This window comes from Bilophila wadsworthia ATCC 49260 (genome assembly GCF_000701705.1).
GTDB lineage: Bacteria > Desulfobacterota > Desulfovibrionia > Desulfovibrionales > Desulfovibrionaceae > Bilophila > Bilophila wadsworthia.
The window spans coordinates 34,547-60,013 of record NZ_KL370817.1 but is presented as its reverse complement, the minus strand read 5'-3'; the positions used below and the strand labels follow the sequence as shown (position 1 = coordinate 60,013).

At 60.5% G+C, this 25,467-nt stretch carries 24 protein-coding genes; 12 read left to right on the top strand and 12 right to left on the bottom strand.

The window, feature by feature from the left end; translation table 11 throughout:
* Positions 1-174: 174 nt before the first annotated feature.
* The 4 genes from T370_RS0122345 to T370_RS0122330 all read right to left on the bottom strand — a co-directional run bounded on the left by T370_RS0122345 (position 175) and on the right by T370_RS0122330 (position 3,946).
* Positions 175-576, bottom strand: a complete 402-nt coding sequence (locus tag T370_RS0122345; RefSeq protein ID WP_029437068.1) for a type IV pilin protein — start codon at positions 574-576, stop codon at positions 175-177.
* A gap of 581 nt (positions 577-1,157) precedes the next feature.
* Positions 1,158-3,362, bottom strand: a complete 2,205-nt coding sequence (gene feoB, locus T370_RS0122340) for a ferrous iron transport protein B (RefSeq protein WP_029437067.1) — start codon at positions 3,360-3,362, stop codon at positions 1,158-1,160.
* A 6-nt stretch (positions 3,363-3,368) separates the two neighbouring features.
* Positions 3,369-3,623: a FeoA family protein gene (locus tag T370_RS25825; protein WP_029437066.1), complete on the bottom strand. Its 255-nt coding sequence runs from the start codon at positions 3,621-3,623 to the stop codon at positions 3,369-3,371.
* 116 nt (positions 3,624-3,739) lie between these two features.
* The gene (locus T370_RS0122330) at positions 3,740-3,946 is read right to left on the bottom strand and encodes a hypothetical protein (protein WP_029437065.1); all 207 of its coding nucleotides are present in this window, start codon (positions 3,944-3,946) and stop codon (positions 3,740-3,742) included.
* A 165-nt stretch (positions 3,947-4,111) separates the two neighbouring features.
* Here T370_RS0122330 and T370_RS0122325 point away from each other — a divergent pair, with 165 nt between their 5' ends.
* From T370_RS0122325 to T370_RS0122305, 5 genes are all read left to right on the top strand, one after another.
* Positions 4,112-5,131 carry an ABC transporter ATP-binding protein gene (locus tag T370_RS0122325; protein ID WP_029437064.1) on the top strand — a complete coding sequence of 340 codons (1,020 nt, stop codon included), beginning with the start codon at positions 4,112-4,114 and terminating at the stop codon, positions 5,129-5,131.
* A gap of 93 nt (positions 5,132-5,224) precedes the next feature.
* Positions 5,225-5,791 (top strand): nucleotide exchange factor GrpE, encoded by a 567-nt coding sequence (grpE, locus tag T370_RS0122320; RefSeq protein ID WP_005025249.1) that lies wholly within the window; start codon positions 5,225-5,227, stop codon positions 5,789-5,791.
* Positions 5,792-5,808: 17 nt separating this feature from the next.
* A complete protein-coding gene (locus T370_RS0122315; protein WP_248604306.1) occupies positions 5,809-6,975 on the top strand; it encodes an MlaE family ABC transporter permease in 1,167 nt (388 codons plus the stop codon).
* Entirely contained in the window at positions 6,972-7,763 is a 792-nt protein-coding gene (locus T370_RS0122310; RefSeq protein ID WP_029437062.1) for an ABC transporter ATP-binding protein, read from the top strand. Before T370_RS0122315 ends, T370_RS0122310 begins: the two co-directional genes overlap by 4 nt.
* Positions 7,760-8,734, top strand: a complete 975-nt coding sequence (locus T370_RS0122305; RefSeq protein WP_029437061.1) for an MlaD family protein — start codon at positions 7,760-7,762, stop codon at positions 8,732-8,734. Before T370_RS0122310 ends, T370_RS0122305 begins: the two co-directional genes overlap by 4 nt.
* Before the next feature lie 222 nt (positions 8,735-8,956).
* Here the strand turns inward: T370_RS0122305 and T370_RS0122300 are convergent, their stop codons facing one another.
* Positions 8,957-9,541, bottom strand: a complete 585-nt coding sequence (locus T370_RS0122300) for a LysE family transporter (protein ID WP_009733498.1) — start codon at positions 9,539-9,541, stop codon at positions 8,957-8,959.
* 79 nt (positions 9,542-9,620) lie between these two features.
* Here T370_RS0122300 and T370_RS0122295 point away from each other — a divergent pair, with 79 nt between their 5' ends.
* Entirely contained in the window at positions 9,621-10,175 is a 555-nt protein-coding gene (locus T370_RS0122295; RefSeq protein WP_005025239.1) for a helix-turn-helix domain-containing protein, read from the top strand.
* 17 nt (positions 10,176-10,192) lie between these two features.
* Complete coding sequence (locus tag T370_RS0122290; protein ID WP_005025237.1) at positions 10,193-10,795, top strand: PqiC family protein; 603 nt, start codon at positions 10,193-10,195, stop codon at positions 10,793-10,795.
* Between the two features lie 431 nt (positions 10,796-11,226).
* Here the strand turns inward: T370_RS0122290 and T370_RS0122285 are convergent, their stop codons facing one another.
* The 3 genes from T370_RS0122285 to T370_RS0122275 are packed head-to-tail and all read right to left on the bottom strand — an operon-like array spanning position 11,227 to position 17,023.
* Complete coding sequence (locus tag T370_RS0122285; RefSeq protein ID WP_005025236.1) at positions 11,227-12,645, bottom strand: efflux transporter outer membrane subunit; 1,419 nt, start codon at positions 12,643-12,645, stop codon at positions 11,227-11,229.
* Positions 12,642-15,815 (bottom strand): efflux RND transporter permease subunit, encoded by a 3,174-nt coding sequence (locus tag T370_RS0122280; RefSeq protein ID WP_005025233.1) that lies wholly within the window; start codon positions 15,813-15,815, stop codon positions 12,642-12,644. Before T370_RS0122280 ends, T370_RS0122285 begins: the two co-directional genes overlap by 4 nt.
* Before the next feature lie 11 nt (positions 15,816-15,826).
* On the bottom strand, positions 15,827-17,023 hold the full coding sequence (locus tag T370_RS0122275) for an efflux RND transporter periplasmic adaptor subunit (RefSeq protein ID WP_029437060.1): 1,197 nt from the start codon (positions 17,021-17,023) through the stop codon (positions 15,827-15,829).
* Positions 17,024-17,191: 168 nt separating this feature from the next.
* Here T370_RS0122275 and T370_RS0122270 point away from each other — a divergent pair, with 168 nt between their 5' ends.
* A complete protein-coding gene (locus T370_RS0122270) occupies positions 17,192-17,881 on the top strand; it encodes a TetR/AcrR family transcriptional regulator (RefSeq protein ID WP_029437059.1) in 690 nt (229 codons plus the stop codon).
* Between the two features lie 272 nt (positions 17,882-18,153).
* Here T370_RS0122270 and T370_RS0122265 read toward each other — a convergent pair whose 3' ends face one another.
* On the bottom strand, positions 18,154-18,669 hold the full coding sequence (locus tag T370_RS0122265) for a DnaJ family domain-containing protein (protein WP_412124807.1): 516 nt from the start codon (positions 18,667-18,669) through the stop codon (positions 18,154-18,156).
* Between the two features lie 173 nt (positions 18,670-18,842).
* Here T370_RS0122265 and T370_RS0122260 point away from each other — a divergent pair, with 173 nt between their 5' ends.
* On the top strand, positions 18,843-20,669 hold the full coding sequence (locus tag T370_RS0122260; RefSeq protein WP_029437057.1) for a triose-phosphate isomerase: 1,827 nt from the start codon (positions 18,843-18,845) through the stop codon (positions 20,667-20,669).
* 217 nt (positions 20,670-20,886) lie between these two features.
* Here the strand turns inward: T370_RS0122260 and T370_RS0122255 are convergent, their stop codons facing one another.
* The 3 genes from T370_RS0122255 to rlmD form a co-directional block, all read right to left on the bottom strand.
* Positions 20,887-21,507 (bottom strand): LysE/ArgO family amino acid transporter, encoded by a 621-nt coding sequence (locus T370_RS0122255; protein WP_029437056.1) that lies wholly within the window; start codon positions 21,505-21,507, stop codon positions 20,887-20,889.
* Positions 21,508-21,771: 264 nt separating this feature from the next.
* Positions 21,772-22,338, bottom strand: a complete 567-nt coding sequence (locus T370_RS0122245; protein WP_029437055.1) for a flavodoxin family protein — start codon at positions 22,336-22,338, stop codon at positions 21,772-21,774.
* Between the two features lie 21 nt (positions 22,339-22,359).
* Positions 22,360-23,709, bottom strand: coding sequence for a 23S rRNA (uracil(1939)-C(5))-methyltransferase RlmD (rlmD, locus tag T370_RS0122240; RefSeq protein ID WP_029437054.1), 1,350 nt, complete (start codon positions 23,707-23,709; stop codon positions 22,360-22,362).
* A 125-nt stretch (positions 23,710-23,834) separates the two neighbouring features.
* Between rlmD and T370_RS25585 the strand changes: the two genes are divergently transcribed.
* The 3 genes from T370_RS25585 (at position 23,835) to T370_RS0122225 (ending at position 25,295) form a co-directional block, all read left to right on the top strand.
* A complete protein-coding gene (locus tag T370_RS25585; RefSeq protein ID WP_005025216.1) occupies positions 23,835-23,975 on the top strand; it encodes a hypothetical protein in 141 nt (46 codons plus the stop codon).
* Positions 23,976-24,035: 60 nt separating this feature from the next.
* Entirely contained in the window at positions 24,036-24,629 is a 594-nt protein-coding gene (locus tag T370_RS0122230; protein WP_005025214.1) for an IMP cyclohydrolase, read from the top strand.
* 270 nt (positions 24,630-24,899) lie between these two features.
* Positions 24,900-25,295, top strand: a complete 396-nt coding sequence (locus tag T370_RS0122225; RefSeq protein WP_005025212.1) for a (deoxy)nucleoside triphosphate pyrophosphohydrolase — start codon at positions 24,900-24,902, stop codon at positions 25,293-25,295.
* Positions 25,296-25,467 lie beyond the last annotated feature (172 nt).

Here is a 25,467-nt window from a genome sequence, read left to right as displayed (position 1 = left end):
GACCTTTCTAAAGAAAGGTCCCCCTTCCCCCCTCCAAACCTCCCCCTTTCCCCTCCCAAGACTTTCGGCTGGTGGGGAGGATGCGCGGAGGGAGTTCCGTTGGATAAAAGAAGAGGCGATTTCCTAAGGAGTCGCCTCTTCTTTCTGATTTATAGTTGAAACTTAAATATGGGATCAGTTCACCTGTGTGCAATCAGGGATACTGATATTTGCATTGGTAAGGGTAACCGCAGTTGCATTATTTCCGGGAGGAGTAGCGCTGGAAATCGGATAAACACTATTTGCTTTGGCCCCTAGAGTCAGTGTCCAGCCTCCCAAATCAGTAGTGCTTGTTACCAATGCCTCTGCGAGGCCTTGTGCTACAGTACAAGACTTACCAGCCAGAAGCTCCTGCCCAAATTTCAGATTTACACGGGCCTGCACTTCAGCAACAACGGCCATCGCGGCTTTTTCCTGCGCATCCTGCTGCAAATCATAGTACTTCGGTACGGCCACAGCGGCGAGAATGCCGAGGATGACCAAGACGGAAATGATTTCAATGAGCGTGAAGCCCTGCTGTCCCCTGTCCTTTCGCATCGTATACCTCCATCCACAAATGTTGAAAAACGTCTTAAGCCTGAACGGAAAAATCACATGTATGAGGCTCGTGATAGAATCTTTTTCATCTATAGAGTACCTCGTGATTCAAGTAAAGGCCTTCGATATCCGCGTACAGCGCTATTCGCAAAATATCCTAGCTGTTTCTTAATGAAGGTTTCACAAAGAAGCGGCGCTGCGCTGAATAAAACGGCATACAAAAAACAATACCACTTTATTCAACAATATATAGTTGCATAAAGCAAACTGTCCGGTGACGTAAAAAGAGTACCTTCCCGAAAAAAAGAAGAACATACCTTCGGCGAAGGTCTATACCCTCGCAACAATGATGTAAACCCAATACGCTCTTTTTACAAAATAAGGGAGCATTTCTACGAATGCTCCCTTATCCGTTTTCTTGAGAGATCAGCTTCCCCACTCTGGGGATTTTCATTTTTGAATCAGCAAAACAAAAACAACCAATAAAGAGGCTCTTATATCAACACACGGAGATGTATCGTGAAAAAAGGGAAAGAGTTTCGGGTGTACCTCTCTTTTTCGAAAAAATCTCCCCTCTCTCTTTATTTCACCCATAGAAACAACATCGTCACATGCCGCACGGCAACGGCGGCCCCGAACGCGATCAGCGTGTTGAATACCATACTGAACACAGGCCAACCCCACGAACCCGTCTCCTGCCGGATAGCGGCGACAGTCACCAGACAGGGCGCGTACAGCAGCACAAACACCAGCAGAGCCAAGGCGGTGGCGGGCGTCCAGCGCCCGTCGTTGCGGATCTGCTGCGCCAGCGGCGTGGGATCTTCGGGATCGATGTCGCCGAGGGAATAGGCCGTGCCGAGCGTGGCGACGATGACTTCCTTCGCCGCGAAACCGCCCACCAACGCGATGTCCGTACGCCAGTCAAACCCGGCGGGACGGGTCAACGGTTCCAGCGCCATGCCGAGGCGGCCTGCAAACGAGTGTTGAAGTGCCCGCTCCGCGCGCTCGCCGTGCAAGGCCGTAAGCTGCTCTTCAAGAGCGGCCACATCGCCGCCCGAAGCCTTCGCCGCCTCAAGGTTCGCTTCGATGGTCTGCTGCTCGCCCGCGAAATGCGCCCGCGTGTCCAGCGGCAGCTGCGGATACGCCATAGCCGCCCACAGGATGATGGAAATGGCGAGGATGACCGTACCGGCCTTCTTCAGATACTCGAACGTGCGCTCCCCCGTATGAATCGCCAGCCCGAGCATTGTGGGCAGGCGATAGGGCGGAAGCTCCATGACGAACGGCGTGGACGGCCCACGGATAATCGTCGAGCGCAGCAGCCGCGCCGTGAGCAGGGCCACCACCCAGCCGGTGAGCGTCAGGCCGAACATGACCGCCGCCTCATGGCCGGGGAAGAAGACGCCGGAAAAAAGGATGAAAACCGGAAGTTTGGCCCCACAGGCCATAAAGGGCACGGTCAACAGCGTCGCTATCTTTTCGCGGGGGCTCCGCAGGGTGCGGGCCGCCAGCACGCCGGGCACGGCACAGCCGCCAGCAATGCCTCCGCCCACGATGAACGGCATCACCGAACAGCCGTGCAGCCCGAAAATACGGAAAATACGGTCGAGCATGTAGGCCATGCGCGCCATGTACCCGGTATCTTCAAGAAAGGCGATTTGAAGGAATATCAGCATGATGAGCGGGACAAAGCTCATGACGCCGCCCACGCCGTCGATGATGCCCGAAAGCACCAGCGACTTGAGCTGGCCGTCGGGGAGCACGGTGTCCGCGCCTTCGCGCAGCAGGGCAAACCCTTGTTCCACCCAGCCCATCGGGATCTCCCCAATGGTGAAGGTAACGGTATAAAGCAGATAGAGCACGCCGAGCATGATCGCCGGGCCCATGAACGGATGCGTCAGCACCTTGTCCATGCGGTCCGAGAACTGGATGCGCGCGTGCATATCCTGAAGCCGGACCAGCACGCCGTCCCGCAGCAGCGAAGAAATGAACCCATAGCGGTAATCCGCGATGACGGCCTCGGGCCACGTATTCAACGTATCCCGCAAATGCCGCGCCACCTCATCCACCTGCCGCTCCAGATCGGCGGCAAGCTCCGGGGCTTCGGCGCGGCTGCGGGTGAGGATTTCCTCATCCTGCTCCAGCAGCTTGAGCGCCACCCACCGCGCCGGATATTCCGAAGCCAGCAGCCCGGCCTCGGCAATGGCGGCTTCCATATCCCGCAGCACGGGATCAAGATCGGGCCCATACGAGATATGCAGCGGCTCCCACGGCTCGCCGCGCTTGGTTTCGATATAGGCTTCCGTCGCCTTCAAGAGTTCGGGCAGCCCTTCGCCCGTGCGGGCCACGGTCGCCATGACCGGGAAGCCCAGACGCTGCGACAGGCGCTCGATATCGATGGTCATGCCCTGCTTGGCGGCCTCATCCATCATGTTCAGGGCCAGCACCACGGGAACGCCGAGTTCCAGAAGCTGGATGGTCAGGTAGAGGTTGCGCTCCAGCGCGCCCGCATTGAGCACGTCGATGACCACGTCGGGCCGTTCCTGCGCCAGCACATGCCGGGCGACCGTCTCCTCCTGCGTGTAGGCGGTCAGGGAATACGTCCCCGGCAGGTCGATGAAGCGCACACACCGGCCGGAAGGCATCTTGATGAAACCTTCCTTCTTCTCCACGGTAATGCCGGGATAGTTGCCCACATGCTGGTGCGAACCGGTCAGCGCGTTGAAGGCCGTCGTCTTGCCAGAATTCGGATTGCCCGCGAGGGCTATGGTAAGCTGCGGATCCATGACGCCTCAGCCCGCCTGTTCCAGCGGTTCGACGACGATGTAGTCGGCTTCGTTGTTCCTGAGGCTGAGCGTGAACCCCGGCAGGCGCAGGGCCACCGGATCGCGCAGCGGGGCGCGCCCCACCACTTCCACTTCCGCGCCGGGGATGAGCCCCATGTCCCGGATGCGCCGCCCCAGCTCGCCGCTGGCCTGCACATGGGCGATGCGGGCTTTCTGCCCCTCCTTCATCCTGCGCAGGGAAATAAGCCCGGCTTCCAGCATCTCCTTGGAGATGGGACAGCCTTCGCCGCCGCACGAACGGGCTTCGGCGCAATCATGCCCTCCGCGCTTTCTATGGCAAAATCCAAACATATTGTCCCCCAACTTCAACTTTATCGTCACATCCGGCGTCGCCGCCCCTCTGGGAAAGCACATCCCCGGCCCTGACGGGCCCCGTGGCAACCGGCGCAGCCGCCGTTGCATACCGGACGTTTCATGACATTGATCCTGCGGCATACAAACCACGCCGCAACGATGATCGACACGGCGAGCAGGGATTCCCACGAAAAAACGCTTCCAGTGATGAAAACAGGTTCCGCGTCCATACCCACTCCCTTATGATACCAATTGGATCTGCCCTTTCTATAGATTTTTGAAAATAAATGTCAATTGCGGCATGAGAACATTTTGCCCGGCATCCCCGGTTTCTTGCCCTTAACCCGCATCTCGTCTATACTTTTTTTATTCGCAACTTTCTTCGGAGCGCCCCCATGTCCCTTTCCGCAAACGCATCTTCCCCAATCCCGGCCTCCTCCGCCCCGCTGTTGCAGGCGGAAGGCGTCACCGTGCGGTTCGACGCCTGCGAACGCCCGTTCGACGTGGTGCGCGACGTGTCGTTCACGCTGCATCCGGGGCGCACGCTCTGCCTTGTGGGGGAATCCGGCTGCGGCAAGAGCATGACGGCGCTGTCCCTGCTCCGCCTCATCCCCGAACCGGGGCGCCTCGCCGCCGGGCGCATCCTCTTCGAAGGCCGCGATCTTGCCGAATTGTCCGAATCCGCGATGGAACGCGTGCGGGGGCGCGACATCGGCATGATCTTTCAGGAACCCATGACCTCGCTCAATCCGGTCATCCGGGTGGGAGAGCAGGTCGCGGAGCCGCTGATGCGTCACCTGCGCCTGTCAAAGAAGGCCGCGCTCGCCGAAGCCGTGGAACTGTTCCGGCTGGTCGGCATACCCGCGCCGGACATGCGCGTCCGCGACTACCCGCACCAGCTTTCCGGCGGTATGCGCCAGCGCGTCATGATCGCCATGGCGCTGGCCTGCAAACCCCGCCTCCTGCTCGCCGACGAGCCGACCACGGCCCTCGACGTGACCATACAGGGCCAGATACTCGCCCTGCTCGGCGATCTTTCCCGCGAGCGCGGCATGGGGCTTCTGCTCATCACCCACGATCTCGGCGTGGTGGCGGAAATGGCCGACGAAGTGGGCGTCATGTATGCCGGGCGCATCGTGGAGCGCGCGCCCGTGCGGGCTCTGTTCGCCGAACCGCGCCATCCCTATACTTGGGGCCTTATCCGCTCCGCGCCCACGCTTGACACGCCCCCTTCGGCGAAGCTGGACGCCATCCCCGGCACAGTCCCCTCGCCCGGCGATCTCCCGCAGGGGTGCCCCTTCCGGCCGCGCTGCCCGGAAGCGCATGAACGCTGCTTCAAGACTCCGCCCGTCATCGAATCCGCCGGGGCCGACGGCGCCCGGGAGGTCTGCTGCTGGCTTGCCGAAGCAAGGTAAGTGTTGCCGAATACGGGTTCAGTCCTATATAGAGTGTTGGCAGATGCGTCACGGAGACGGCGCGTCGCCGAATATGATCATTAAGGAGCTAGCATGACCGATACACGTGATCCCCAGACCGAAAAGGGACAGAACGGCGCCACCGAAGAGAACCTCGCGGAAACCGCGCAGGCCCCTGAAAAAACGCTTGAGGAGCAGTTCCGCGAAGAGATTTGCCCCACTTGCACGGTCAAGGCCGAAGCGGACGAGACCCGGCTGCGCGCCCTCGCGGAGATGGAAAATTTCAAGAAACGCATCCAGCGTGACCATGACGAATACATGCGCTACGCCAGCGAGCCGGTGCTCAAGGATCTCCTGCCCGCGCTGGACAGCCTTGATCTCGCCATTCAATACGGCGGCAGCGACGAAACCTGTAAAAGCCTGCTCACCGGCGTGATCATGACCCGGAAGCTGCTCCTCGACGCGCTCAAGAACCACGGCTTCGACGTTGCCGGGGAAGTGGGCGAGCCCTTCAACCCCGATGTCCATGATGCCGTTTCCTATGAAGAGCGGGATGACATGGAACCCGGCCTGGTCAGCACCCTGCACCAGCGCGGCTACCGCCTGAAAGACCGCCTGTTGCGCCCCGCCAAAGTATCCGTCAGCCGCAAGCCCGCCTGACGATGGCAGCCGAACCGATGACAAAAAGCAGGGCGTCCGCCTCGCTCGGAGGCGCGTTACGCGCCGAGAGCTCGGAGGGCGTCCTGCGCGTCGTTTTCAGCGGCGAGTGGAAACGGGACCTGCTTGGGCCGAACTTTTTTACGGAACGTGACGAAGCGCTGCGTGAAACGGAGAGGCTCCTCAAAGAGGCCCGCAGCGTCGAACTCCTCGGCGAGGCTCTCGGCGAATGGGACAGCGGCGTGCTCGTCGTCACCACCCGGCTCGTCACCCTCGCCAAGGAACACAACATCCCGCTCGATGACGCCCGCCTCCCCGAGGGCATCCGCAACCTGACCAAGCTGGCCCTTGCGGTCCCCCCGAACACCGCCGCGCAGCGTAAGGCCCAAAAGACGACCTTCCTCGAACGGGTCGGCGGCTTTACATTGGCGGTGCCCCGCATGGCACGCGACATTTTCGATTTTATCGGCGAACTTGTCCTCAGCGCCGGCAGGCTGTTCAGGGGCCGCTCTTCCTGCACGTCGGGAAACGTCTGGCTCGCCGTTCAGGAAAGCGGCGTGGACGCCCTGCCCATCGTCTCTTTGATCAGCCTGCTCGTGGGCCTGATCCTCGCCTTCGTCGGCGTGATCCAGCTCAAGATGTTCGGCGCGGAAATCTACGTTTCCAGCCTCGTGGCCGTGAGCATGACCCGCATCATGGGCGCGATCATGACCGGCATCATCCTCGCGGGCCGCACCGGCGCCTCCTATGCCGCCGTCATCGGGACCATGCAGGTCAATGAGGAAATCGACGCTCTCACCACGCTCGGCGTGGCCCCTTCCGACTACCTCATCATGCCCCGCGTCCTCGCCCTTACCGCCATGACCCCGCTGCTCGTGCTCTATTCCGACTTCATGGGCATCATGGGCGGCTTCATCGTCGGCGTCGGGATACTCGGCCTTGATCCCATGGAATACTATACATTTACCCAGAAAGGGTTCAACATCAACAACCTCTGGGTGGGCATGGTGCACGGCGCGGTCTACGGTATGCTCATCGCCATAACCGGCTGTTACCAGGGCCTGCGCTGCGGCCGCAATGCCGAAGCAGTCGGCAAGGCGACCACCTCGGCCGTGGTCTATTCCATCGTGGGCATCGTGCTGTCCACGGCTGTCCTCACCATCCTCTGCAATATTTTGAATATATGAATACCTCCACACCCATCATCGAAGCGCGGGACCTTACGGTCGGCTACGGCAGCTACGTCGTGCAGAAGGATCTCAACTTCACGATAAACCGTCAGGACGTATTCATCATCATGGGGCCGAGCGGATGCGGCAAAAGCACGCTCCTGCGCGTCCTCGTGGGCCTGCTCCAGCCTACAAAGGGGCAAGTGCTCTACAGGGGACAGGACTTTTGGGCCGGGACCGAAAGCGAGCGCCAAAAACTTCTCAGCGGCGTGGGCCTGCTCTTCCAGAGCGGCGCGCTGTGGAGCTCCATGACCCTCGCCGAGAATGTGGCCCTGCCCTTGCAGCGCTATACGAAGCTTTCCTCCGCCGAGATCAGGGAACAGACCTCCCTCAAACTCGCGCTCGTCGGCCTTGCCGGATTCGAGGATTATTACCCGTCCGAAATCAGCGGCGGTATGCGCAAACGCGCCGGGCTCGCCCGCGCGCTGGCGATGGACCCCGAAATCGTTTTCTTTGACGAGCCTTCGGCCGGGCTCGACCCGGTCAGCGCCGCCCTGCTGGACGAGCTCATCCTCGAACTCAAGGAGAACATGGGCATGACCGTCGTGGTCGTCACCCACGATCTCGACAGCATCTTTACCATCGGCAACAACAGCGTATTCCTTGATGCGGTGACCCACACCATGATCACGGGCGGCGATCCCCATGTCCTTCGCTGCGATCAGGCGCACCCCGACATCGTCCGTTTCCTGAACCGCGGCAAAACCGACTCCTGCCCCACCTCCTCCAAAGGATACCGCTCATGAGCAAGTCAGCCAACAAAACCCTCATCGGAGCCTTCGTCGTCGGGGCCACAGCCCTCCTGCTGCTCGCTATCGCCGTTTTCGGCTCAGGCAAGCTGTTCCAGACGACAAGCCGTTACGTGCTCTTTTTCGACGGTTCCATCAGCGGGCTTTCCGTAGGCTCTCCGGTCCTGTTCCGCGGCGTCCCGGTGGGGCGCGTCGTCGAAATCCGGCTCACGGGCGACCTTGATAATTTAGTGTTCCAGACGCCGGTGTTCATCGAACTGAACAAAAAGGACGAAGGGCGGTTTTCCGTCTCCGACGGCGACATATCCAAAAAAGAATATCTCGATCGCCTGGTCAGCCACGGCCTGCGGGCAACGCTGGCGACCCAGAGCCTGCTCACCGGCCAGCTCATGATCGAGATGGATTTCTACCCCAGAAGCCAGATCCCTTATCCCATCAGGGAAGTCAAAGAATACGACGACGTGCCCGAGATTCCCACCATCCCGTCGCAATTCGACAACATCCTGCAAACGCTCACGACGCTGCCGTATGACGACATCGCCTCGAATGTCCTCGACATTACGGAAGGCGTCAAAAAAATCCTGAGCAATTCTGGGACGGAACAGCTGATCGGCCACATCGACAAGCTGGTGGTCCAGCTTCAGGATATCGGGACCAACCTCGACAAGACGCTGACGAGCATCCGCGGGCTTGCAGAACCGTATACAAAGCTGGCGCAGGATACGGACAAGCGGCTGTCCGCGGCGCTGGAACAGGCGTCGCATGTCCTGAGCCGCATCGACAACGTAGCCAAAGAGACGGAGATGACTGTCGTTTCCGCCCGTGGCGTGGTCAGCAAAAACAGTACGACCGTCATCGAACTGAATCAGGCCATCCGCGAAATCACCGAAGCGGCCCGGGCCGTTCGCGTGTTCGCCAACACGCTTGAACGCAATCCCGAAGCAGTGCTGCGCGGGAAGGTACGGTAAAGGAACGTATTGGGGAGGGGAGGAGCCCCCTTTCTCCAGAAAGGGGGCTCCTCCCCTCCTCTACCAAAGACTTTCGACTGGTAGGGTGTCGGGAAGTTCAAATCGTAGCGGGACCGGGTTGAAAGCGGAGTCCTGTGCGCTTGATTGGGCACAGTACTGTATCCTTAAAAATGACGCGATGGTCCCAAGGATGCGGAAGCGGATTACATCCGTGTGAGATAATTAGGTATACAGGGAAGCGGCACACCACACCAGCAGGAGCGCCATGCTCGCGTTGGCGGCGGTATGGTGGTTCTGGAGGAAACGGCGGAATACGGCTCCAAAAAGCGCCCAAAAACATGTCCCGGCATAGGCGACAGCCGAGAGCACGCCGATGGAAACAGCCAAAGCCATAAAGGAATCGTAGTAAGGAAGCACAAAGGACGAGAAGGCGGTTATCCCATAGAGGATGCCTTTGGGGTTGACGAATTGCAGCAGCATCCCTGAAACGACGCCGTTGACCGGTACAAGGCGGGAATCTTCGTTTCCTGATCCCGACCGCCAGACGCCAAAGGCCATCCAGAGGATATACGCCGCGCCGACGGCACGCATTGTGGGTTCCACGTCGGGCAAAAACCGGAACAGCGCCGCGCCAAACAGCGCACATGCCGTCATGAGCCCCAGAACGCCCAGCAGGACGCCGAAGCAGAAACGGAGCCCCTTCCGGAGCCCGTACGCACTCGCGCTGGAAAGCGCCATAATATTGTTGGGGCCTGGCGTAAAGGACATGATGCACGCGAAGGACAGGAAAGCGGCAATCGACGGCATGGTGGAAGCTCCTTTGAGTTTGTGCGATAGAGCATACGATCTGTGCACTATAATGTCAAACATGGACAGGATAACGCCCTTGGAAAATATCGGCCACATCGTAGCGGAGAACCTCAAACGCCTGCGGGAAGAAAGGAAGCTCAGCCTTGACGCCGTAGCGAAATGTTCCGGAGTGAGCAAAAGCATGCTCGGCCAGATCGAACGCGGCGTGACCAACCCGACCATCTCGACGCTCTGGAAGATCGCGAACGGGCTCAAGATTTCATTTACTTCGCTCATGATGCGCCCGGAAACGGACGTCGAAGTCGTCCCGCGTTCCGCCATAACGCCTTTTGTTGAAACAGACGGAAAATACAGGAATTATCCCGTCTTTCCGTTCGACAGTTCCCGGGGGTTCGAGATGTATGCCATTGAGCTGGACCCCGGCGTCCGGCTTGACGCCGAACCGCACCCCGAAGGGACGCAGGAGTTCATCACTGTTTTTTCCGGCGCGCTGACCGTACTGCTCGACGGCGAACGCTGGGGGATCGCCGATGGCGACTCCATCCGTTTCAAGGCGGATCGGAAACACGCCTATGCCAATGAAGGAAACACGCTGTGCCGCTTGAGCATGGTCATTTGCTACCCATCTTAAAGGAAAAAGGAAGCCATATGAAAAAGCGCGCCCCTTCCCTGCTGCTGGCCCTGCTGGCGCTGGCCGGACTGCTCACCGCTGGCGGCTGTTCCCTCGGCCGCAGCCCACGCCCCGATTTCTACATGCTGTCCTCCCCCGTGGAAAATGTGGTCCAGTCCGGCAAAGAAAAAATCTCCGGGCCACGCGTCGCCATCGGACCCGTGTCCATTCCGGGCTATCTGGACAGGCCCCAGCTCTTCCTGCGCGACGGCAATGACGTCAAAGTCGAGTTGGCCGAGTTCAACCATTGGAGCGAGCCGTTCGGCGAGGGCGTGACCCGGGTGCTCTGCGACGCCGTGTCCGCATCCCTGACCCCCCGCAAAGGGCTGGCCTCTCCCATGCGTTCGCAGCAGCCTTTCCAGTGGCGCATTGCCGTGGATATCGCCCGTTTTGACGGTGCGCCCAACGGCAGCGTCATCCTCGACGCAGGCTGGAGCCTCGTGAACGAGAGCGGCGAAGAGCTCAAGTCGGGACGTTTTGTGCAGCACGCCCCCGCCGGTCCCGACATCCCCTCGATGGTACAGGCCCAGAGCGCCCTTCTCGCCCAGTTCGGCGCGGTTCTTGGGCAGATGATCCCGTAGGGAAAATGTGGGGGAGGGGGGAGGGGACCTTTCTGGAGAGAGGTCCCCTCCCCCACACCCCCTCCTCTCTCCCTCCAAAGACTTTTGACCTTATCGAATCCCCCATGACGGCGTTCCCTTTTTATCGGGAATGCCGCCTTTTTCTGGAAAAGCTATTCTTGTTGCAGGGGCAGACACACCCGCCTGCCCCCTCTTCAATTTATAGTATAATTTACCCTACTCCTCTGCCTTCTCCCTTTTCTTAAAACAAAAAAAGGAACCTTCCCCGGAAACGGAGAAGGTCCCTTTTCATACGCACTCCCCTGCAACAGGGATTCGATAAAGTCAAAAGTCTTTGGAGAGGGGGAGGCTTGGAGGGGGGCGGGAGGGGCGCTTGCCCCCTTCATGGGGATTCTTCAGAAAGGCCCTCCCGCCCCCTCCAAGCTTTATCCCTATTCCTTCACGCCGCCTCCAAGGGCCTTGTAGAGCATGATAAGGTTCTGCTCGCGGGCGACGCGAACGGAGATGAGGTTAAGCTGCGAACTGTACATCGCACGCTGGGAATCGAGCACGGCCAGATAGCTGTCGATGCCCTGGTTGTAGCGCTCCCCGGACAGGCGGTACGTCTCGGAAGTCGCATGAACAAGCGATTTCTGCGCCTCAAGCTGTCCGGCAAGGGATACGCGGTCGATCAGCGCGTCGGACACTTCCCGGAACGCGGACTGAATGGCCTTCTCATAATTCGCTACAGCTATCTTCTTGTCGGCTTCGGAAACACGCAGGTTGGCGACGTTCCGCCCGCCCTCGAAGATCGGCAGGCTGACCTGCGGCAGGAAGGTCCAGATGCCCGTGCCGCCGTCAAAGAGGTGGGACAGCTCGTTCGAGGCCGTGCCGATGTTCGCGGTCAGCGAAATGCGGGGGAAGAAATTCGCCCGCGCCGCGCCGATGTCCGCGTTGGCGGCCTTGAGCGTATGCTCGGCCTGAAGGATGTCCGGGCGCTGGAGGAGCACCGTGGAGGGCAGGCTCACCGGAATATCCGGCCAGACCGGAAGCTCGGAGAGCGCCTTGGCGGGCAGCATGTCCGGGGTCACTTTCGTACCCGCGAGCAGGCTGAGCGCCGTGATGTCCTTGGCCACCTGCCCACTGTAACGGGCAATGTCCACCCGCGCCGTATCCACGCTGGTCTGCGCCTGGCGCAGATCCAGCTCGGACGAAACGCCCACGGAATGGCGCCGCGCGATCATTTCGTATGAAGCCTGTTGGCTCTTGAGCGTTTCCGTAGCGATGTTCAGACGCTCGCGGTCCGCCACCAGCGCCAGATACGCCTGCGCCACTTCCGAAACGAGGCTCAGGCGGGCGCTCCGATACGCCTCCTCGGTGCCGAGATAGGTTTCCAGAGCTTTGTCCTTGAGGCTTTGGATACGCCCGAAGAAATCAAGCTCATAACTGGTCACGCCGACGCCGAGCGAGTGCTGGCGGGAAACCGTCTGTTCGCCCGTGGTGGACAAATCGGCGGAAACGCCCTTGTTGGAGGACTCGCCGGAGGCGGAAACCCCGGGCATCAGATCCGCGCGCTGTATCTGGTACAAGCCGCGGGCACGCTCGATGTTCAGCGCGGAGACGCGCAGATCCCGGTTGTTGTCCAGAGCAAGCTGAATGAGCCGCTGCAGGTGCTGATCGGTGAAGAACGTCTTCCATCCGATTTCCGAAGCCAGCTGATCGGTGGCCTGGGCGAGGACCGTGCCCTTGGGCATGAGGTCGTCGGGCCAGGCCTCCGCCACCGGGGCCTCCGGGCGGACGTAGTTCGGGGCCATCGTGCAGCCGGGCAACAGCACCGCCAGCGCGAGCGCCATATACTTTGCTGACATCATTTGTGGGAATCTCCCGGTATGGTTTCAACGATGTTGGCCGTGCGGCGACGCTTCGGCTTCTTCCACTTCCAGCGGAACGAGAACACGGAGGTCACCACGACGAAGAACACCGGGATGTAGAAAATCCCGAGGGCCGTCGCCGCGAACGTGCCGCCCATGACGCCCGTGCCGATGGCGTTCTGGCCGCCGGCACCGGCGCCCGTGCTGATGGCGAGGGGCAGGATGCCGAGCAGGAAGGCCAACGAGGTCATCAAAATGGGACGCAAGCGCATACGCGACGCCTCAATGGTCGCCTCGATGAGATCGCCTCCCTTGTCATGCAGCTCCTTGGCGAATTCAACGATCAGAATGGCGTTCTTCGCCGACAGGCCAATGGTGGCGAGCAGGCCCACCTGGAAGTACACGTCGTTGGAAAGCATCCGCATGTTCGCCGCGCCGAGCGCGCCGAGCACACCGAGGGGAACCACGAGGATAACCGCAAACGGCACGGACCAGCTTTCATACAAGGCCGCGAGGCACAGGAACACCACAAGGATGGACAGGGCGAACAGAGCCGGAGCCTGTGATCCGGAAAGGCGTTCCTGATAGGACAGCCCGGTCCATTCGTAGCCGATGCCCTGAGGCAGCTGGCTGGCGAGCTTCTCCATTTCCAGCATGGCCGTACCGGAGCTCACGCCCGGCGCGGGCTGCCCAAGGATTTCCACGGACGGGACGCCGTTGTAGCGTTCCAGACGCGCTGGGGCGTACTCCCAGTGCGCCGAAGCGAACGAGGAGAAGGGAACCATTTCGCCCTTGCTGTTGCGGAAGAACCATTTTTCCATGTCTTCCGGAACCATACGGAACGGCGCGTCGCCCTGCACGTACACCTTTTTGACGCGGCCCTTGTCGAGGAAGTCGTCCGCGTAGGAGCTACCCCAGACGGTCGAGAGCGCCGCGTTGATGTCGGCCAGGCTCAGGCTGAGCGCGCCCGCCTTCTCTCGGTCGATGTCGACGCGCAGCTGCGGCTGGTCTTCCTGCCCGTTGGGACGCACGGCCACCAGATTCTTGTTCTGGGCGGCCATGCCGAGAAGCTGGTTACGGGCCTGCAAAAGCGCCTCATGCCCGAGGCCGGACTTGTCCTGCAACTGGAAGTCGAAACCGGTCGCGTTGCCGAGTTCCATAATGGCGGGCGGCGCGAATGCGAACACCTGCGCATTGCGGATTTTCGAGAACGCCGCCATGGCGCGCTTGGACACGGCGTCCACCTTGAGGGACGGGTCCTGACGCTCGCTCCAGTCCTTGAGGCGCACGAAGGCCATAGCCATGTTCTGGCCGTTGCCCGCGAAGCTGAACCCGAGAACGCCCATCAGACTGTCGATGGATTCCTTTTCCTCTTCGAGGAAGTAGCGTTCGACCCGCTCCAGCACCTTGGTGGTTTCTTCCTGCGTCGCGCCGGTAGGCAGCTGGATCTGGGCGAACAGCATACCCTGGTCTTCGTCGGGCAGGAAGCCCGTGGGCAGGGTCTTGAACATGAAGACCAGGCCGCCGATAAGCACCAGATAGATGAGCATGAAGCGGCCCGCGCGCCGGATGACGTAGGACACGCCGGACTGGTAGCGCAGCGTGGCGCTGTCGAACCAGCGGTTGAACCAGCCGAAGAAGCCGTGCTGCGAATGCACGTGATCCCCGCCGATGGGTTTCAGCATCGTGGCGCAGAGGGCCGGGGTCAGCACGATGGCGACCACCACCGACAGCACCATGGCCGAAACGATGGTCACCGAGAACTGCCGGTAGATGACGCCCACGGACCCGCCGAAGAAGGCCATGGGGATGAACACGGCGGACAGCACCATGGCGATGCCGACCAGAGCGCCGGTGATCTGATCCATGGATTTCCGGGCGGCCTCTTTGGGCGAGAGCTTGTCCTCGCTCATCACGCGCTCCACGTTTTCAACGACGACGATGGCGTCGTCCACGAGGAGGCCGATGGCGAGCACCACAGCGAACATGGTCAGCGTGTTGATGGAATAACCGAACGCCGACAGCACGCCGAACGTGCCGAGAAGCACGACGGGCACCGCGATGGTCGGGATGAGGGTTGCGCGGAAGTTCTGGAGGAACAGGTACATGACCAGAAACACCAGAAGCACGGCTTCGCCGAGGGTCTTCACCACTTCGTGGATGGAAATCTTCACGACCGGCGTGGTATCAAAGGGATACACGGCCTTCAGCCCCTGCGGGAAGAAGGCTTCGGCGCCCTTCAGATAGTCGTCGATATTGCTCGCCGTTTCCAGCGCGTTCGCGCCGGTGGCGAGCTTCACGGCGATACCCGTGGCGGGCTTGCCGTTATAGCGGCTGAGCGTGGAGTAGCTTTCGCTGCCAAGCTCCACACGGGCCACGTCCTTCACGCGGATGAGCGAGCCGTCGGGGTTGGTGCGCAGGATGACGTTGCCGAACTGCTCCGGGGTCTGCAAGCGCTCCTGCACCGAAATGGCGAGGTTCATCTGCTGGCCCGGCACGGACGGGGTGCCGCCGAGCTGACCGGCGGAAACCTGCGCGTTCTGTGCGTTGATCGCGTTGATCACGTCGCTCGGCATCAGCTTGTAGCTTTGCAGCTTGTGCGGATCGAGCCAGATGCGCATGCCGTACTGGCTGCCGAACAGCGACACTTCGCCGACGCCGGAGATACGGCTGATCGCATCCTTGAGGTTGGTCGCCACATAGTCCGCGATGTCGGCGTTGTCCATGCTGCCGTCTTCGGACACGAAGGCGTACACCTTCAGGAAGTTCGCGCCGCGCTTGGCCACGGAAATGCCCTGCCGCTGCACTTCCTGCGGGAGCAGGGGCGTCGCGAGCTGGAGTTTGTTCTGAACCTGCACCTGCGCGATGTCCGGGTTGGCGTCCGCGCTGAAGGTCAGGGTGATTTGCGCCTGCCCCGAAGAGTCGCTGGTCGAAGACATGTACAGCAGATAGTCAAGGCCGTTCATGTTCTGTTCGATAACCTGCGTGACGGTGTCCTGCACGGTCTGCGCGGAAGCGCCGGGATACTGCGCCGTGATGCCGATGGTCGGCGGGGCGATGGACGGGTACTGCGAGATCGGCAGGTTGAGGATGGAAATCCCGCCCGCCAGCATGATAATAATGGCGATCACCCATGCAAAAACGGGACGATCGATAAAGAAACGTGCCATGAAAAAGCCCCCTACCGCTTCTCGGAAGCAGGCGCGCCCTGCTTGACCGGGGTGGGTTCGGCAATGCGAACGGGCGAGCCGGGACGGATTTTCTGGAGGCCCTCGACGATGACCTTGTCACCGGCCTTGAGCCCGTCGAGCACAACCCAGCTGTTGCCCTGCGTGCGGCCCACTTTGAGCGGACGGATTTCAACCTTGTTTTCGGCGTTGACCACATACGTGGTGGGGTTGCCCTTGGCGTCGCGCAAAAGGGCGCGCTGCGGCAACAAAATGGCCTGATCGTCCACGCCTTCGTTCAGGATGGCGCGCACGTACATGCCCGGAAGCAGTTCCTGCTTGGGGTTCGGGAAGATGGCCCGCAAGGTCACCATGCCGGTGCTCTCGTCCACGCTCACGTCGGCGAACTGGAGCGTGCCGGTAAGCCCGTACTCGCTGCCGTCTTCAAGCAGCAGGCGCACCGCCGCGTGATCCTGATCGGCGCGCTGGAGCGTGCCGTCCTCAAGGGAACGCTTGAGGCGCAGGACTTCCGTGCTGGACTGGGTCACGTCCACATAGACGGGATCGAGCTGCTGCACGGTGGTCAGCGGGCTGGACTGGTTTTCCGTCACCAGCGCGCCCGGCGTCACCAGAGAGCGGCCGCTCCGCCCGGAGATGGGGGAGGTCACTTTGGTATAGGCCAGACGGATGCGCGCGTTTTCCACGGCGGCCTTGTTGACGCCCACGTCGGCGAGCGCCTGCTTGTAGGCGGCCTCGGCGTCTTCGAATTCCTGCTTGCTGACCGCGCTGATGTTCACCAGATCCTTAAAGCGCTGCATCTTCAGGCGCGCGGGAGCCACGTTGGCTTCGGCGCGGGCGAGATTGGCCTTCGCGCTGTCGAGATTGGCCTGATAGGTGGCGGGATCGATCTGATAGAGGACATCCCCGGCCTTGACGTCCGCGCCTTCCTCAAAGAAACGCTTCTGGATGATGCCGCTCACCTGCGGACGCACTTCAGCGATCTGGAAACCCGACGTGCGGCCAGCAAGTTCCGTCGTATACAGCACCTTCTGCGGGGTCACGATCTCCACGGCCACTTCCACGGCGGGAACCGTCGGGGCCTGGGCCCCCGTCTTTTCGTCCTTGCAGCCCATGAGGGACAAGCAGCCGAGAAGCCCGGCCAACAAAGTCACACCGAATCGGAAGGGCCGCCGTTCATGCTTCACCAACATATAACCTCACTCTCAGGTTGTCGGCGCGGTTCAATCATCACGCGCCCATAGAAAATACAAGCGACTTGCGTTCCCCGCAGGTTGCTTGCATAGTTTGACAAAAACAAATTGAATAGAGTAAACTCTATCCGTTCAAGTGCTATACTTCCCGAAAGGATGACTGTCAAGATGGAAAAACACACGGCCCGCAAGTATTCCTCGCCCATCCGGGAGCGCCAGGCAAACCAGACCCGCACCAACATCCTCGACGCCACGCAGCGCCTTTTCCTTGAGCGCGGGTACGCCAAAACAACGGTGGAAGCCATCGCTCAAGAAGCGGGGGTCGCCAAGCAGACCGTCTATGCCGTCTTCCGCTCCAAAAACGGCATCGTAGCCGAATTGCTGGACCGGGCCGTCTTCACGGAGCGGGTGTTTGAGCTGCACGATCGCTCACTTGAAACGGCGAACATCCACGAAGCGCTGAAGCTCACGGCGCAGCTTGTCCTGCAGGTGCACGAATCCCAAAGCCCCGTCTTCGACCTGTTGCGTGGCGCGGGGATGCTCGATCCACAATTGGCCCGCGTCCAGAATGATCTCCGATGCGTCAACAGGGACAGGCAGGAAAACCATGTGCGGTTCCTGCTCCGCGGGCGGCGGCTCAAGGAAGGCATTGATATGGGGATGGCGCTGGATGTCTTCTGGTGCCTCACCAGCCGCGACCTCTACCGTATGCTGGTGCAGGAGCGCGGGTGGTCCGGCGAGACGTACGCCAACTGGCTGTACGAGATGCTCGCCAATTCGCTTCTCCATGTGAGCGAGGAACACCCGGGCGAGGGGTGGGAAATGCGGACGGAAGAACATCTATCCGCGCAGCGGTAGGGAAGAGAAGGCCGGACGACGAAAGCGGCGCCTCCATCGGCTGCCCCCGTCTCCCGAAAGGTTGGGAGATGCGCCCTCAGGCGGAGGGCAAGGGCTCCCTCCCTTTCCGAGTAAGGATTGGGGCAAGGTACTGTTTCCGACAGGCGGAGGCGCACCCGCCGTATAGCCTCAACGCGGCAAGGCCATCCGGCATTTTTTATTTCCCTGACGCCGCGGCAAAACGGGGTACTGGAAACGGTTGTATACCGCGCCGCTACCCGAAAAAAAGCGGTTCAGTCCTTCTTGTTCACGGTAATCCGGCTGACCACCCGCTCATAGTACGGGCTGCCGTCGCCGAGAAGGGGCGCGTTGGGATGGCGGGCCTTGATGCGGGCAATGACCACTTCGAGCTTTTTCATCTGCCGGACCTTTTCCTGTTCGTCCCCGCACTTTTCCAATGCGTCGACAATGGATTGGGCCTCTTTCCGGTCAAGAACCTCTTCAGGGACGTAGCCCGCGTTCTTCAGCAGTTTGTAGGCCATGCGAAGGTCTTCGGGGATGTGCGAGTCGTCTTCCAACTCCAGCGGCTTGCCCGCTCCGGGAAGGGAATCAAAGGCTCCCCGCTCGCAGGCTTCCCGAATGCGCTGCTCTGCGATAATGCTTATGGCGTCCATCGTAACCCCCTGAAACATCGTCTTTTCAGATAAATTATCCCTCGCGGGCCCGGTCCGCAAGGGGTTGGCTTCCCCGAAGGGGATACTCTGCGGATCGGTTCCGGCATCAGGGCGGAATTGTACTCTTTCTTCCATATTCCGGACCGTTTTTACGCAAGAAAATTTCCTTTCGGTTCACATGAAAATGCGCTATAGTCGTTAGCTTGAGGAAAAGATCCCCAAAGACCTTTTTCGTCTTGTTGTCCACACGTACTAAAGCGCTTCCGTATCTCATACGGAGATTACCTTACCTCAGGAGGAACCGCACAATGAGCTTACTGTATCAAAAACATGCTTCCCGCCCCCTGACGCTGGACAACCGCGTCGAACCCGAACTGTACCGCGACGTTTTCCCATATACGCATGTCAGCCGCATCGAATTCGACGATACATTCCTCGTCCCCCGCCCGGCCGATCCCATGTTCATCACCGACACAACCTTCCGTGACGGCCAGCAGGCCCGACCCCCTTATACCGTCAAGCAGATCGCCCGCATCTACGACCTGCTCCACAAGCTCGGCGGCAAGAGCGGACTCATCCAGGCCTCCGAATTTTTCATGTATTCCCCCAAGGATCGCAAGGCTATTGAAGTCTGCCGCTCCAGAGGCTACCGCTTCCCCCGCGTCACCGGCTGGATCCGCGCCAACATGGACGACCTCAAGATCGCCCATGATATGGAATTCGATGAAGTGGGCCTGCTCACCAGCATGTCCGACTACCACATCTTCCTGAAGCTCGGCAAAACCCGCGAGCAGGCCATGAACGACTACCTCAAGGTCGTTACCAAGGCCCTCGAATGGGGCATCGTGCCCCGCTGCCACTTCGAAGACGTGACCCGCGCCGACATCTACGGCTTCTGCCTGCCCTTCGCGCGCAAGCTCATGGAGCTCTCCCACGAAGCGTCCATGCCCATCAAGATCCGCCTCTGCGACACCATGGGCTACGGCGTGCCCTTCCCCGGCGCGGCGCTTCCCCGCTCCGTGCAGCGTATCGTCCGCGCCTTCACCGACGAAGCGGGCGTCCCCGGCGCATGGCTCGAATGGCACGGGCACAACGACTTCCATAAGGTGCTCGTCAACGGCGTGACCGCATGGCTGTACGGCTGCGGCGGCGTCAACGGCACGCTCATGGGCTTTGGCGAACGCACCGGCAACGCGCCCCTCGAAGCGCTGGTCATCGACTACATTTCCCTCACCGGCAACGACGAGGCCGCCGATCCCACCGTCATCACGGAAATCGCCCAGTATTTCGAGAAGGAACTCGACTACCGCATCCCGGACAACTACCCCTTCGCGGGCAAGGACTTCAACGCCACCAGCGCGGGCATCCACGTCGACGGGCTGGCCAAGAACGAAGAGATCTACAACATCTTCGACACCACCAAGATCCTCAACCGCTCCGTGCCGATCATCATCAACGACAAGGCGGGCCGCGCGGGCGTGGCCTACTGGATCAACCAGCAGTTCAACCTGCCGCCGGAACGCCAAGTCTCCAAGAAGCACCCCGCCGTGGGCCAGATCCACACCAGGATCATGGCCGCCTACGAGGAAGGGCGCAACACCTCCTTCTCCAACAAGGAAATCAAGAACCTCGTCCGCCGTTTCATGCCGGAACTCTTCGACAGCGAGTTCGACCAGATGAAGCGCATCGCCGGGGAACTGGCCTCCAACCTCGTGGAGCGTCTGGCCCGCGACTGCCAGTCGACCGCCGATTCGGAAGCGCTCACCGCGCAGCTCCAGCACTTCGTGCGCGACTACTCGTTCATCCAGTATGCCTACGTCACCGACGTGAAGGGGCACTCCACCGCCATCGCCATCAGCGATCCCGGCGATCAGAAGGGCTACAAGGCCTTCCCGATCGGGTTCGACTACTCGAACCGCGAGTGGTTCCTCCAGCCCATGCACACCGGAAAGCTGCACATCACGAACGTCCATCAGTCTCAGGTCACGGGCCAGCTCATCATCACCGTCTCCACGGTGATCACCGACGCCAACGACGAGATCATCGGCGTCCTCGGCGCCGACATCCAGCTTGAAGAGATCATCCGGCGCGCCGAATCCCTCGAAGCCGAGGTACCGAACAGCGAGGAAGAATAGCCCTATTCTGTAAAGGGGGGAAAACGTTTCCTTCCCTTTACAAAGGCTTTTCCGTTTTGGAACGGCTACGTTCCCCATAAAACAAAGCCCTTTTCCGGTGTGCGGGAAAGGGCTTTGTTTTTTCACTCAAGAATGCGGCCGCCATCACAAGAAAGAGTATTCTCGCAAGGCCGTTGGGGTTGAAGGCAGTAACGTGGTTCTCCCTTCCCCAATACACTCAAAATGTACTCTGCCATAACTCCACGAACGACCAGCCGAGCTTCACGCCATAGAAAAAGATGACCAGGCCGCAGACAAGGTTGATGATGCGCAACAGGCGCGGCGTGAACCGGTTCTTGAAGAGTGAGGAAATGGTGGTCAGGGACAGGAACCAGAGGCAGGACGCGCAGACCACGCCCCAGAGGAACAGGCCGGACTCCTCGGGCGGCAAGGCCGCCCGGAAGGACCCGAGCAGCAGCGACACGTCGATGATCGCCTGCGGATTGAACCACGTCACGACACAGGCCATGCCGATGGTCTTCATGAGCGGGATGTTCACGTTGATCGCCGGACCGGCGGCCTCGCGGGACAGCATGAGCCGGAGCCCCATATACATCACTACAAGGCTGCCAGCCAGCAAAACGCCCTTTCGGATAAGCTCGGAATGTTCGATCAGCGCGCCGATGCCGAAAAAACCGGCAAGCGCAAGGGTCACATCAAAAAAAATGACGATGAGCGCCGTCCGGTAGGCCGCCGCCCGCGGCTGGGACAGGCCGGCATTGATGACGAAAAGATTCTGCACGCCGATGGGCGCGACATATGCCAGCCCAAGCGACAGGCCCTGAAGATACGCAAGCATGGTTCCCTTTCTCCTTTCGCTCCCGCGCCCGGCACAATGCCGTGACGGAAAGGAATGAGTCTATAGGGAATCGGACATCGTGCGTCAACCCGTTTTTCCCTTCCGAACGCTCCCCGTACGCCATTCCCATGCCGCGGCAATGATTACGCAGAAAATGCCGAGAGCTGAAACCGCGATTGCGCCCGCCATGCTGAAAAGAGGATGGAAACGGAGGAAAAACACGGAGGAGGACACCCTCCCTCGGCTCCTTCCCCGTCACCGCGCCTATCTGATTTTTTTCAGCACAAACGCCATGTTCTGCCCAAGATTGCGCATATTGGCCATCCCTTCCGCATCGTTCAGGACATCTCCGGCATCCCTCCCGTAGGCCATATTCCAATAGGTCGAACCGACCACGATGACCTCTTTATTCAGAAGGAAATGGTTCATCGTGTCCACGGCGGCCAGGCCGCCCCCGCGCCGCACCGCCGCTACGGAGGCCCCAACCTTGTGCCGGAGCATACCCGGATTCGTCGCCACGACGACGCCCGCGCGCTCAAGGAAAGCCTTCATCCCTGCCGTAACATCGGCGGAATAAACAGGGGAGCCGAGCACCATGCCGTCCGCCTCCACCATTTTGGCGAAACATTCATTGAAATAATCTGTTTTTACAACGCATTGACGCTTCCCCCCGCACCCGAAGCAGGCCTTGCAGGGCTCAAGAGCCTTGCCATGCAACTGCACGAGATCCGTTTCAATGCCTTCCGCCTCCAGCTCCGCAAAAACCGCCTTGATGAGAAGAGAAGTATTCCCATCCTTGCGGGCGCTTCCGTTGATGCCGATGACTTTCATCGTTCGCCTCGCAGTCTGAAATCATACGCGTTCCAGCAGGGCCACCGTCTCCACATGCGGCGTCTGGGGGAACAAGTCCACAGGCCTGGCGGCTTTCAGGCGGAAAGCCGGAGCCAGACGGGCCACGTCGCGGGCCAGCGTCGCGGGGTTGCACGAAACGTATATAAGCCGCAGCGGGGCCGCCTCGGCAAGCTGCTGCGCGACCTTGGCATCAATCCCGGCACGCGGCGGATCGACCACCACCACATCCGGCTTGGGGCCGAGCTTCACCAGACGCCCGAGCACGGACTTGGCGTCGCCCTGCTCCACCTTGTACGCCTTCCTGCCCAACGCCTTCGCATTGCCGCGGGCATAACGCACCGCGCCGGGCATTTCCTCAATGCCTACGACCCGCGCATTGCGCCCCATGTACAGCCCGATGGAACCCACGCCGCCATACACGTCCCACAGGACAGGATCCGGCAGTTCCCCAAGCGCGGCAAACCGGGCGGCCTCCGCATACAGCAACTCGGCGGCGGGCGTATTCACCTGAAAAAAGGCGTTGTGCCCCATCTGCAACCGGACATCTCCGATCCGCTCCTCAAGCCGACCGTCCGCGTACAGAGCCCGCTCGCCGTAGGCCACATCGCTGGGAGCCAGACGTTCCGACAGCGCGAAACCCGTCACTTCGGGAATTTCAGCCCGCAGCGCCTCCGCGAACCGCTCCCCTGCCTCAAGGCTCCCACCGGCCCCCACAATCAATTCCACAAAGCAACCGCCCGCATTGGGCTCCCTGACGACGAGGAACCGCCCGTCCAGATCGTGAAACGCCCCATTGGACAACATCCGCACAGCTTCAAGAACCCGCATGGTCAACGGCGTCTGCAACAGGCATCCCGTCACCTCGACGATGTTGCGCGAACCGCGTTCCCGCAGCCCGAGCGCCTTGCCGCCGTCTCCGGACACCCCAAAGGCGAATTCCATCTTGTTGCGGTATCCCCACTCGGAGGGGGAGGGCAGGATAGGCAGCATGGGCGGACACGCCACCTTGCCCACCCGCTCCAGCGCGTCGTGCACGATGCGCTCTTTCCATGCGAGCTGGCGGCCATAGGCCAGCGATTGCCACGAACATCCACCGCACCGTCCGGCATGGGGGCACGGCGGCTCCTGCTCGTCCGGAGAACGCTCGAGCACTTCAACAAGTGCGGCTTCCGCAAGGCTCTTCCGCACGGCGGCGACCCGCGCACGCACGAGCTGCCCCGGCAAGGCATCCTCGACAAGTACGACCACGCCGTCATGACGCCCGAGGCCGCGCCCGTCGGACACCAGCGCATCCACGCGCAGTTCGAGGAACTGGCCGGAAACAAAGGGATTTACAAATGGTTTGGCCATGCTTCCTCCGAAGCTCCCGCTTGACTTTTATCGCAAGCCGGGCAATGTAATACTTTAACGTCTCGACCACGTCCGCCGGAAAAATCCCTTCGGCGTTCGGGGCCGGAAGAGCCAAGGAGTCCGCCATGTTCAACGAGCTGGTCAGCAACGCCATGCACTCCACGCCGCAGGGATTTGTGGGCGTATCGCTTATTTTCGTGTATTTCTGCGTCATTGTGGCGACGGCTTTTTATCGTATCAAAAAAGGCGATCACATGCACCACTAAGAGGAGACGCCTTCCCGGCCTCTCCCCTTTCTCGCCTAACCCGGATCAGGAGCGAATCGAATGGATTTCCTTCCCATCAGGCGGGCTCTGCTCAGCGTCACCCATAAGGACGGACTGGCGGAATTCGCAACCTTTTTGCACGCCAACGGCGTGGAGCTCGTCTCCACCGGCGGCACGCTGAAATTCCTTGAAAACGCGGGCCTGCCCGTCACCGCGGTCAGCGACGTGACCGGCTTCCCCGAAATCCTCGGCGGCCGGGTGAAGACGCTGCATCCCCACATCCACGGCGGCATCCTCGCCGACAAGGACAACCCCGAGCACCTCGCCGTTCTGAAAGAAAAGGGAATCAAGGCATTTGATCTCATCTGCGTGAACCTTTACGATTTCGAGAGCGCTCTGGCCAAGGGGTTGAAGCCCCGCGAAGCCATTGAGGAAATCGATATCGGAGGGCCCTGTATGCTCCGCGCGGCGTCCAAGAACTTCCACAGCATCCTCGTACTGTCCGATCCCGATACCTACGCGGAAGCCACGGCGGAACTCAAGGCCAACGATATGAGCGTTTCCCTGCCTTTCCGGCAGCGCATGGCCGCCCGTACGTTTGCCAAGACCTCGCGCTACGACGCGATGATCGCCGAATATCTCACGAAGAACTAGAATGGATTGGGGAAGGGAGAGAGCGTTTCTGGAGAACGGCCCCTCTCTTCCCCAAACTTGCCAGCGTGGTTTGCGCCCCTTCTCCCTCCCGAGATTTTTGACCGGCGGGAAGGCCGCACGACGGAAATCCCGTTGGATGCAGGGGAAAAGATAAAGTCCATCGGCATAAGCGTGCTCGCTTTCAGCCGACGGCGAGCTTTGGCAGAAAAGCCTATGGGCAAAAAGGACGGCAGGCGGCGAATCGCCTGTTTTGTTTTTTGAGGGGGAAAGATGGAAGAGAAGGCACGGATTGAAGTAGTGGGCGGTATCTTGTGGCGCGGCGGCTCGTTTCTCGCGGCGCAACGTCCGGAAGGCCATCCGCAGGCCGGTTTTTGGGAATTTCCCGGCGGAAAGGTCGAACCCGGAGAATCTCTGGAAGCGGCCCTCGCCCGCGAACTCGCTGAGGAATTGTCCTTATCCGTCCGCAACCCGAGGCTCTGGCGCACGGTTGAGCACGATTACGATTTCCGCTCGGTGCGGCTCCATTTCTTCCATATCACCGAATTTTCCGGGGAGCCTGTCGCCAACGACGGACAGGCTTTCCGCTGGGTGACGCCCGAAGAGGCCCTAACACTGCCCTTTCTTGAGGCCGACCGGCCGCTGTTGTTTGACCTGAGCCGTCCGTAGCCTTGTTCCGTGATAGAAAAGGCCCCTGTTCCGGCAGGGGCTTTTTTTCTGATGGCCGTTTCCCGGAGGATCGTATCACTGCGGATGGAGCACAGTGCCTCTTGCCATTCTTTAAATGCGGCTCCGCACCATACGCTGCGCTTCGAACCCATCGTTCCCCGCTTCCACCACA